The sequence below is a fragment of the Streptomyces sp. SPB074 genome (assembly GCF_000154905.1).
Classification (GTDB): Bacteria; Actinomycetota; Actinomycetes; order Streptomycetales; family Streptomycetaceae; genus Streptomyces.
Genome location: NZ_GG770539.1, coordinates 2,175,135 through 2,184,605, shown reverse-complemented (window position 1 = coordinate 2,184,605; position 9,471 = coordinate 2,175,135). Strand labels below are relative to the sequence as shown.

The window sequence follows — 9,471 nt, the reverse complement described above, 5'->3', positions numbered from 1 at the left end:
GCAGGCGCGCGTCGGGGGCCTGAGCGGGACCCTCGGCGTACGGCGGCAGCTCGGCGGGGGTGTGGGGGCGCAGGTGGAACAGCCCCTCGGGCAGTTCGATCTCGATGACGGCGGGCGCCGGGAGCGCGGCGGCGAGCGGGGCGAGCAGCGGGAGCGCGAGCCAGTGCGCGCGCACCGCGTCGGTGGGGCGCCGGTCGGCGAGGTCGGGGGCGCCCCAGGCGGCGAGCGCGGTGAGCACGGGCAGCAGCGCGCGGCCCCGGGCGGTCAGCTCGTAGACCGAGGCGGAGGAGGGGGCGGGGAGCCTGCGGCGGCTCGCGAGCCCGTCGCGCTCCATGTCGCGCAGCCGGGTCGCGAGCATGTCCGTGCTCACGCCGGGGAGGTCGGCGAGCAGATCGGTGTAGCGGCGCGGGCCCGCGAGCAGTTCCCGTACCACCAGCAGGCTCCAGCGGTCGCCGACCGAGTCGAGCGCGCGCGAGAGGGCGCAGTACTGGTCGTAGCTGCGGCGGCGGGGCTGCGGCTGCCGGGCGGGGGACTGCCGGGCCGGCGTCTGTCGGGGCTGCGTCTGACGTGGCATGAGCCGCAGTCTAGACACGGGGTTGGACTTTCCAAGTGCCCGCTTGGTAAAACCAAGCATCACAGTTTCCGTGGAGGCAGCGATGGAGTTCCGGCAGTCGAACAAGCTGAACGGGGTCTGCTACGAGATCCGGGGCCCGGTGATCGAGCAGGCGAACGCGCTGGAGGAGGCGGGCCACAGTGTGCTGCGGCTCAACACGGGCAACCCCGCGCTCTTCGGCTTCGAGGCGCCGGAGGAGATCGTCCAGGACATGATCCGGATGCTCCCGCAGGCCCACGGCTACACCGATTCGCGCGGCGTCCTCTCCGCGCGGCGCGCCGTCGCCCAGCGGTACCAGGCGCTCGGGGTCGAGGGCGTGACGGTGGACGACGTGTGGCTCGGCAACGGGGTCTCCGAGCTGATCACGATGGCCGTGCAGGCGCTCGTCGAGGACGGTGACGAAGTCCTCGTCCCCGCCCCGGACTTCCCGCTGTGGACCGCCGTCGTCACGCTCTCCGGCGGCAAGGCCGTGCACTACGTGTGCGACGAGGCGGCCGACTGGAACCCGGACCTCGCCGACATGGAGTCCCGGATCACCGACCGCACCAAGGCGATCGTCCTCATCAACCCCAACAACCCGACGGGCGCGGTGTACCCGAGGGAGGTCGTGGAGGGCGTGCTCGCCCTCGCGCGGCGGCACGGGCTGATGATCCTCGCCGACGAGATCTACGACCAGATCCTCTACGACGACGAAGTGCACCACAGCGCGGCCGCGTTGGGCCCGGACGTGGTCGTCCTCACCTTCAGCGGCCTCTCCAAGACGTACCGCGTGGCCGGGTTCCGGTCCGGGTGGCTCGTCGTGAGCGGCCCCCGGCAGCACGCGCGGGACTACCTGGAGGGGCTCCAGATGCTCGCCTCCATGCGGCTGTGCGCCAACGCGCCCGCCCAGTACGCGATCCAGGCTGCCCTCGGCGGACGGCAGTCCATCCGCGAACTCACCGCACCGGGCGGGCGTTTGCGCGAGCAGCGGGACCGCGCCTGGGAGAAGCTGAACGAGATCCCGGGCGTGAGCTGCGTGAAGCCGAAGGGCGCGCTGTACGCGTTCCCGCGGATCGACCCGGCGGTGCACCCGATCGTGGACGACGAGCGGTTCGTGCTCGACCTGTTGCTGCGGGAGAAGATCCAGGTGGTGCAGGGCACCGGCTTCAACTGGGCCCGGCCCGACCACTTCCGGATTCTGACCCTCCCGTACGCGGACGACCTGGAGTCGGCGATCGGACGGATCGGACGCTTCCTGGCGGGCTACCGCCAGGCGGTGTGAGGGGGCGGGGCAGCCCGGCCCGAGCGGGGACCGCCGGGCCGGGGGCGGACGCAGTCGGGCGGCGCTTCGGAGGGGCCGGGGAGGGACAGGGAGCGGGCTGGGGACCCACGCTGTGTGAGGAGTGGGGGTCGTCGTCCCGACGGAAGGGGTTTTCCGGGGGCCCTTAGCGGACAGGAAGTCCCTGCGCAAAGCCTCTTCATCACATCGGGTGAAACTTTGGCCTCCGCTTGCGGGCGACAACTTTCGGTTGTCACGCTGTGGCCGTCTGTCAACCTGATCGGAGTGGCTTGTGACTTTCGGTGAGCAGCCGGCGTATCTGCGTGTCGCGGGTGACCTCCGGCAGAAGATCGTGGACGGTTCGCTCCCGCCGCACACCCGGCTTCCCTCCCAGGCGCGCATCCGCAAGGAGTACGGGGTCTCGGACACCGTGGCGCTGGAGGCGCGCAAGGTGCTGATGGCCGAAGGGCTGGTCGAGGGGCGGTCGGGCTCGGGGACCTACGTGCGCGAGCGCCTCGAACCGCGCCGCATCGCGCGCTCCGGCTTCCGCGCCCCGGCCGGCGCCTCGACCGCCTTCCGGCAGGAACAGGCGGCGGAGGGCGCGCAGGGCTCCTGGGACGCGAGCAGCGCGCAGGAGCCGGCGCCTGAGGAGGTAGCCGAACGGCTCGGGCTCGCGCCGGGCGAGCGCGCCATGCACACCCGGTACGTCTTCCGCGAGTCCGGGCGGCCGATGATGCTCTCCTCCTCCTGGGAGCCGCTCTCCCTCACCGGGCGCACGCCCGTCATGCTCCCCGAGGAGGGACCGCTCGGCGGCTGCGGGGTCGTGGAGCGCATGGCCGCGATCGAGACCGTGGTCGACAACGTGGTCGAGGAGGTCGGCGCGCGTCCCGGCCTCGCCGAGGAGCTGGCGCTGCTCGGCGGGGTGCCCGGACACGTCGTCATCGTCATCTCCCGTACGTACTACGCCTCCCAGCGCGCCGTGGAGACCGCCGACCTCGTCGTGCCCGCCGACCGCTACCGCCTCGCCTACCATCTGCCGGTCCGTTAGCCCCTCGCCCGGCCGGTGCCAAGTGGGCCCGTCCGGGGGCGCGTTGGCGGCGTGCGCCCCCCGTGCGACCCCCGGTCGCCGCGGCCGGGTGGCCGGTTCGTCTCCCCGTACCGTGCCAAGTCACATGCGGTGGGTGAAGGCGAGGGGTAGGGTCCGGCATATGCGAAACGGAGTTTCCACGGGGGGCGTCGCCAGGGTGGGACGCCAGGTCCGCAGGGCCGGCACGGCCGATCCCGTCGCCTCGCTGCCCTGGCAGCTGATCCGGCGCGACGACGGTGAAGAGGACAGCTACCGCGTCGCCAGCTACGCCACCCGCGCCGAGGCCGAGAGCCGCGCCGACGGTCTCAACGCCCGCGTCCCCGCGCCCCGCGCGCTCTACGTCGTCGAACACGCCGACGACCGCCCCCGCCCCGAGGGTGTCGCCGTCCTCGGCGAGGACCCGCTCGGCTAGACCGCCCCGGCCGCCCCGCTCGCGGCGGTCCGTGCCCCGCCTCCCCGCGCGGCCTCTAGAGTCGTACGCCGGACGGACGGCGCGGACCGGCGCGCGAACCGGTGAGCGGGAGCGCGAGCGGTGCTGATCGACACGGTGGCCTGGGTGCGGGTCGAGGGCGGGCGCGTGCTGTGCGCGCGGCCCCGGGGCAAGGACGTCTTCTACGTGCCGGGCGGCAAGCGCGAGCCGGGCGAGAGCGATATCGACGTCCTGCTCCGCGAGGCGCGGGAGGAACTGACCGTACGGCTCGACGCCGCGAGCGCGTGCCACCTCGGCACGTACGAGGCCGAGGTCCCGGAGTCGCCCGGGACGCGGGTGCGGATGAGCTGCTGGACCGCCGAGCACCGCGGGGACATCGCCCCGAGCAGCGAGATCGAGGAACTGGCCTGGTTCTCGCTCGCCGACCGCGCCGCGGTCCCGCCCGTCGACCGGCTCCTCTTCGACGAACTCGCCAGGCGGGGAATGCTCCACTGACCGTGCCGGGGGCGGCATTCCGCCCCCGCGCCTCCTCCCCACCCTCCGCCCCGTCCGCCGGGCGGGCCCCCGATGCTGCGCCATTCGTGCCAACCCGCCGGGAAGTACGCGTGATTCCGTCTGAAAAGCGCGCCCTGGGGCTATTGATGGCGCACAAGGGATTCTCCGCCAAGGGTCTTCTACGGTCTTTCTGGGGAAGTGGTCGTCTTGATCGACACCGAGGGTGTGTGCGCCGAGTGGACCTTTCCGGCTGAGCCCGGGGTCGCGCGCAGGGCCAGGGACCTCACCCGCGAGCGGCTCGCCGACTGGGGCCTCGCCGCGATGACCGACGTGACGATCCTCGTCGTCAGCGAACTGGTCACCAACTCCCTCAGATACGCCCACGGCCCCATCGGCCTGCGCCTGTCGTGCCGCAGGGACAGCCTCTTCGTGGAGGTCTCCGACCCCGTCACGCAGGGCCCGCTCGAACGCCGGCCCCACCACGACGAGGAACGCGGGCGCGGCATCCGGCTGCTCAGCAGGCAGTCGCGGAACTGGGGGGCGAGCGTGGACCCGGCGCGGACGGGCAAGACGGTCTGGTGCGAACTGCCCATCCCCGTCGCCTGAACACGTACCGCCGCGTTCCGCCTCGTCCGCCCCATAGGCCCCGTATGTTCCGTATGTCCCGTAAGCGCTGTCCGTCCCGTACGCCCCGTCGGCACTCCGCCCGCACACCGCTGCCCCGGCGCCGCCTGAACCCGCGTACGAATTCCGCGCATTCATCCTTTCCATACGGCGCGAAAGAGGCGCTGCGGATTTGTTCGTGCGCCCCTGTGCTCCCGCACGCCTCCCCTCTTGCCGCCGCGCGCGCCTGTTCGCGCTCCTGTGCGACCCGCGCGAATCGCGCCGCGTTCACGCCCCGCGCCGGGCCCGCCGCGTGCCCGTCCGGGCCCGCCCCCGCGCGCGAGCGGAGGGCCGTGCGACGCGGGGGCGCGGGACGGGCGGACGAGGCGGATTAGAGGAGGGGGTCGCTGGTTAGGAGAGAGGAAGTGTCGATCTCCAGGTCAGAGCCCGCGGCGGAATCCGGGGTCGCGCGCGCCTCGGTGTGCGCGGCCGTCCTCGCGTGCGCGGGCGTGTGCGGGACGAGGGCCGGAAAGTGTCGTGATCGGCCGGTGATCGTGAAGGCCGTTGGGTGTCGCGCCGTAGTGCTGGATACTGCGGGAAGCCGCCGCCCGGAGCGCCCCCCGGTCGCGGTGGGCTGGAGGGGACGGTACGCGTGAGCGAGATACCTGCGAGGGCGGCGGGCCCCCGCCGTACCCCGGACGAGATCGTGTGGCAGAGCAGCCCGGCGGGCTCCATCTACGACTACCTCAGGGTCGCCGCCTTCTCGATCGGGCCGGACGGCACCGTCGACCAGTGGAGCGAGCGGGCCGAACGGCTCTTCGGCCTGGCCGCCGAGGACGTCGTGGGCCGCGATCCCGTGGAGACCTTCGTGCCGCCCCGGCTGCGCGGCCAGGGGCATCGCAAGCTCGCCGAGATCCTCGACGGCCGCGAGTGGACGGGGATCGTCCCCTTCCGCCTGCCCGCGCGACGGGACCCGGCGGCCCGCGAGGCCACGCTGGGTGAGGGGCCCGATCCCGCCGCCGCGCGCCCGGATCCGGGTGCCCCCGCCTCCGCTCCCGGGCACCTCCCCGCGCAGGAGGGCACCGCGGAGATCTACGTCATGCCCACCCGCACCGAGGACGGTGACCTGGCCGCCGTCTGCATCGCCGTGGACGTGCGCACCCTGCGCGGCATCGAGACGGACCTCGCGGCCTCGCAGGCGATTTTCGGCCAATCTCCCTTCGGTTTCGTGCTTTTCGGAACCGATCTGCGGATACGGAGGGTCAACGAGCGGTTCGCCTCCGTCTTCGGCCCCCCTGCCCGGGCGCACCAGGGCCGCGCCGCCGAGGACTACCTCGTACCGGCCCAGCGCGAGCGCCTGGAGGCCGCGCTGCGGCACGTCCTGGAGAAGGGCGGGGCGGTCAACGGCCTCGGCCTCACCGGCACCGTCCCCGGCGAGGACCAGCCCCGGCACTGGTCCCTCGACCTCTACCGCGTGCACAGCGGCACCGGCCGCCCGCTCGGCGTCGCCGCCCTCGCGACCGACGTGACCCGGCGCCAGGCCGCCGCGCGCGAGGCGGCGAGCGCCCGGCGCAACCTCGCCCTGCTCAACGAGGCCGGCTCGCGCATCGGCAACTCGCTCGACCTGGAGACCACCGCCCGCGAACTGCTCGACGTGGCCGTGCCCGGATTCTGCGACCTCGCCTCGGTCGACCTCTACCAGGCGCTGCTGACCGGCGAGGAACAGGCACCCGGGATGATCGACGGGAGCGCCGAGCTGCGCCGCGTCGCCTTCGCGAGCGCGGTCGCGGACGTCCTGCCGTTCCTGCGCCAGCGCGAACACGGCGGCGCGGCCCCCGGCACAGGGACGCGAGCGGGCACACCCGGCCCGGGAACGGGGACGGGCGCACCCGGCCCGGGCCCGGAAGCCGGCGCCCCCGGCGCGGGTCCCGCCACCGGCGGCCCGGCGCAGCCCCCGCCGCCCGCCGCCGCGCCCCCGCCCCCCTGTACCGGCCCGTCCCCCGAGGCGAGCCCCGAGGACCGGATGCGGGAGTGGAGCGCCTCGCCCGCCGGGCCGTTCACCGTCGGTCGGCCCAGCGCGCCCGGCACGGGACGCCGCGAGCGGGGGCGCCCCTGGTACGGGTACGGCCCGGCCCCCGAGGAGGCCCGGCGGCACGGGGCCGGGGCGGGCTCCGTCGATGTCGGCGCCGTGCACCGCTACCCCTCCGAGTCGCCGCGCGCCCGCGTCCTGCGCACCGCGCGCTCCGAACTGCTGCCGGGCACCGACGGCGACCTCGTGCAGTCCACGCTCGCCGTGCCGATGGTCGCGCACGACAAGGTCGTCGGGCTCGCGCAGTTCGCCCGCACGAAGGGCAGCGAGCCCTTCGGCGAGAGGGACCGCGCGCTCGCCGCCGAACTCGCCTCCCGCACCGCCGTGTTCATCGACAACGCGCGGCTGTACCGCCGCGAGCACGAACGCGCGCTGCTCCTCCAGCGCAGCCTGCTGCCGCCCGGCGAGCCGGAGGCGGCCGGGCTCGACATCGCCTGCCGCTACCTCCCCGGCAACGAGGCGACCGAGGTGGGCGGCGACTGGTTCGACGTCATCGAACTGCCCGGGCACCGCACCGCGCTCGTCGTCGGCGACGTCATGGGGCGCGGGCTGCGCGCGGCGGCGGCGATGGGCGAACTGCGCACCGCCGTACGGACGCTCGCGCTGCTTGACCTCGAACCCGCCGAGGTCCTCTCGCACCTGGACGAGATCGCGCAGGGGCTCGGCTCGCCGCAGCAGACGACCCGCCCCGCCCGCCAGGACCAGGACACCGACCTCGCCGAGGTCTACCTGGCCACCTGCGTGTACGCGGTGTACGACTCCGTGACCCGCCGCTGCACCTTCGCCAACGCGGGCCACCTGCCGCCCGTCCTCCTGGAGCCGAGCGGCGCCCAGCGGCCCGCGCTGCTCCTCGACGTGCCCCCCGGGATGCCGCTCGGCGTCGGCGGCGAGCCCTTCGAGGAGGTCACCGTCGAACTCCCCGAGGGCGCGCTCCTCGCGCTCTACACGGACGGGCTCGTGGAATCCAGGCACCAGCCGCTCGACGAGGGCCTGCTCGCCCTCCGCAACGCCCTCACCGATCCCGGGCGTTCGCTGGAGGACATCTGCGACCAGGTGCTGCGGCGCCTGGACACGCACCACGGCGAGGACGACATCGCCCTCCTCATGGCGCGCGTGCAGGGCCTGCCCGCCGAGAACGTGGGCGACTGGACGCTCCCGCGCGACCCGCAATCGGTCGGCAAGGCGCGCGAGTTCACGCGCGAACGGCTCGCCGGGTGGGGGCTCGAAGCGCTCGCCGACACCACCGAGCTCCTCGTCAGCGAACTCGTCACGAACGCCCTGCGGTACGGGGACGGGGAGATCAGGCTCCGGCTGCTCCTGGACCGGACGCTCGTGTGCGAGGTGTGGGACGAAGGGCTCGTGCAGCCCCGGCGGCGCCGGGCCAAGGACACCGACGAAGGCGGGCGCGGGCTCCAGCTCGTCGGGCTCCTCGCCGCCTCCTGGGGCTCGCGCCGCACCCCGCACGGCAAGACCGTGTGGTTCGAGCTGGGCCTGCCCGACGGGGAGTCGAACGGCGTGGACGCGGCGGAGGCCCTGCTGAGCCTGTTCTGACGCGGTGTCATGATCCTTTCCCCGGCGTGTCGGTTACTCTGTGCGACGCGCCGGGGGGTGGCTCCGGGCTCAGCGGGCCAGGAGGCGGGCGGATGCGGACGGACACCGTGGAGCGGGACGCGGACGAGGACGAGGCGCCGGGGAGCCCGCCGACGGCGCGCGCGCCCCGGCCCCGCTGGGTGCGGGTGCTGCGCTGGACGGCCCTCGGCGCGGTGCTGATCGTCCTGCTGCCGCTGCTCGCCGCCGGGACCTGGCTGCGCTTCTCCTACGCGGGCGAGCCGGGGGACGGGACCCGGACCCGCGGGCGGGACGCGCTGTGGATCGGGCACGCCTGGGTGGACGGGCGCAAGGACGCGGGCGACCTCGACCGGCTCGTGGAGCGGCTCCGGTACACCGGCATCCGCGACCTCTACGTGCACGCGGGCCCGCTGGAGCACGACGGCACGCTGCCGGCGACGCTCCACTCCGAGGCCGGGTGGCTCCTGGACGGCCTCCACGCACGGCTGCCCCGGCTCCGAGTGCAGGCGTGGCTCGGCGACGTGCTCGACACCGAGAGCCCCGAAGGGCTCTCCATGGCGGACCCCGGCACGCGCGGCGCGATCCTCGCCTCCGCGCGGCAGACGCTCGACGCCGGGTTCCAGGGCCTGCACTTCGACTTCGAGCCCCTGCACTCCGGCGACCGCGACTACCTCGGCCTCCTCACCCGCCTGCACACCCTCACGGCCGCCCGGCACGCCGAACTCTCCGTCGCCGCGCACCAGATCGACCCGCTCCCGGACCTGCACACCGCCCTCGGCGCGGTCAGCGGGCACGAGAAGTACTGGAGCCAGTCCTACTTCGGGCAGGTCGCCCGTCGCGTCGACCAGATCGCCGTCATGTCGTACGACACCGGGATGCCGCTGGAGAGCCTGTACGGCGGCTACGTCGCCCAGCAGACCGAACTCGCCCTCGGCGTCACCCCGCCGGGGACGGACCTCCTCATGGGGGTGCCCTTCTACCACGAGCGCAAGCCCGGTCGCCGGGCCGCCGCCGAGACCGTCCCGGCCGCCGTGCGCGGCGCCCGGTTCGGCCTCGCGCGCACCGACCGCGACCGGACCCGCTTCGGGCTCGCCCTCTACGTGGACTTCGCCGCGACGGAGGCCGACTGGCAGGCGTACCGCGAGGGCTGGGGCGGGCCGCCGCACCGGCTGATCCAGTAGGGAAAAGGGCCGGGCCCCCGCGTGGATGGTGCGCTCCCCGAGGGTGACGTCGGCGACGGCGATCCGGTTCATGCCGATCTGCATGGCCGTCTGGTGGCGCAGCAGTTCGTCCACCGCGCCCGGGAACAGGGCCGGATCGGCGCGCA

8 protein-coding genes are annotated in these 9,471 nt (G+C 74.2%); 7 read left to right on the top strand and 1 reads right to left on the bottom strand.

What is annotated here, in order from left to right:
- Positions 1 to 574 (bottom strand): winged helix-turn-helix transcriptional regulator (locus SSBG_RS08760; protein WP_037869291.1); only part of this gene is annotated, 574 nt, incomplete at its 3' end.
- 82 nt (positions 575 to 656) lie between these two features.
- On the opposite strand from SSBG_RS08760, the gene SSBG_RS08755 reads away from it, so the two are divergent.
- From SSBG_RS08755 to SSBG_RS08725, 7 genes are all read left to right on the top strand, one after another.
- On the top strand, positions 657 to 1,874 hold the full coding sequence (locus tag SSBG_RS08755) for a pyridoxal phosphate-dependent aminotransferase (protein WP_008745826.1): 1,218 nt from the start codon (positions 657 to 659) through the stop codon (positions 1,872 to 1,874).
- Positions 1,875 to 2,163: 289 nt separating this feature from the next.
- On the top strand, positions 2,164 to 2,919 hold the full coding sequence (locus SSBG_RS08750) for a GntR family transcriptional regulator (protein WP_008745825.1): 756 nt from the start codon (positions 2,164 to 2,166) through the stop codon (positions 2,917 to 2,919).
- Between the two features lie 160 nt (positions 2,920 to 3,079).
- Complete coding sequence (locus SSBG_RS08745; RefSeq protein WP_234010432.1) at positions 3,080 to 3,370, top strand: hypothetical protein; 291 nt, start codon at positions 3,080 to 3,082, stop codon at positions 3,368 to 3,370.
- A 120-nt stretch (positions 3,371 to 3,490) separates the two neighbouring features.
- Positions 3,491 to 3,883, top strand: coding sequence for an NUDIX hydrolase (locus SSBG_RS08740; protein ID WP_008745823.1), 393 nt, complete (start codon positions 3,491 to 3,493; stop codon positions 3,881 to 3,883).
- Between the two features lie 198 nt (positions 3,884 to 4,081).
- Positions 4,082 to 4,489, top strand: a complete 408-nt coding sequence (locus SSBG_RS08735; protein WP_008745822.1) for an ATP-binding protein — start codon at positions 4,082 to 4,084, stop codon at positions 4,487 to 4,489.
- Positions 4,490 to 5,138: 649 nt separating this feature from the next.
- The gene (locus SSBG_RS08730) at positions 5,139 to 8,126 is read left to right on the top strand and encodes a SpoIIE family protein phosphatase (RefSeq protein WP_008745821.1); all 2,988 of its coding nucleotides are present in this window, start codon (positions 5,139 to 5,141) and stop codon (positions 8,124 to 8,126) included.
- Positions 8,127 to 8,218: 92 nt separating this feature from the next.
- Positions 8,219 to 9,325: a membrane protein gene (locus SSBG_RS08725; RefSeq protein ID WP_037869289.1), complete on the top strand. Its 1,107-nt coding sequence runs from the start codon at positions 8,219 to 8,221 to the stop codon at positions 9,323 to 9,325.
- Positions 9,326 to 9,471 lie beyond the last annotated feature (146 nt).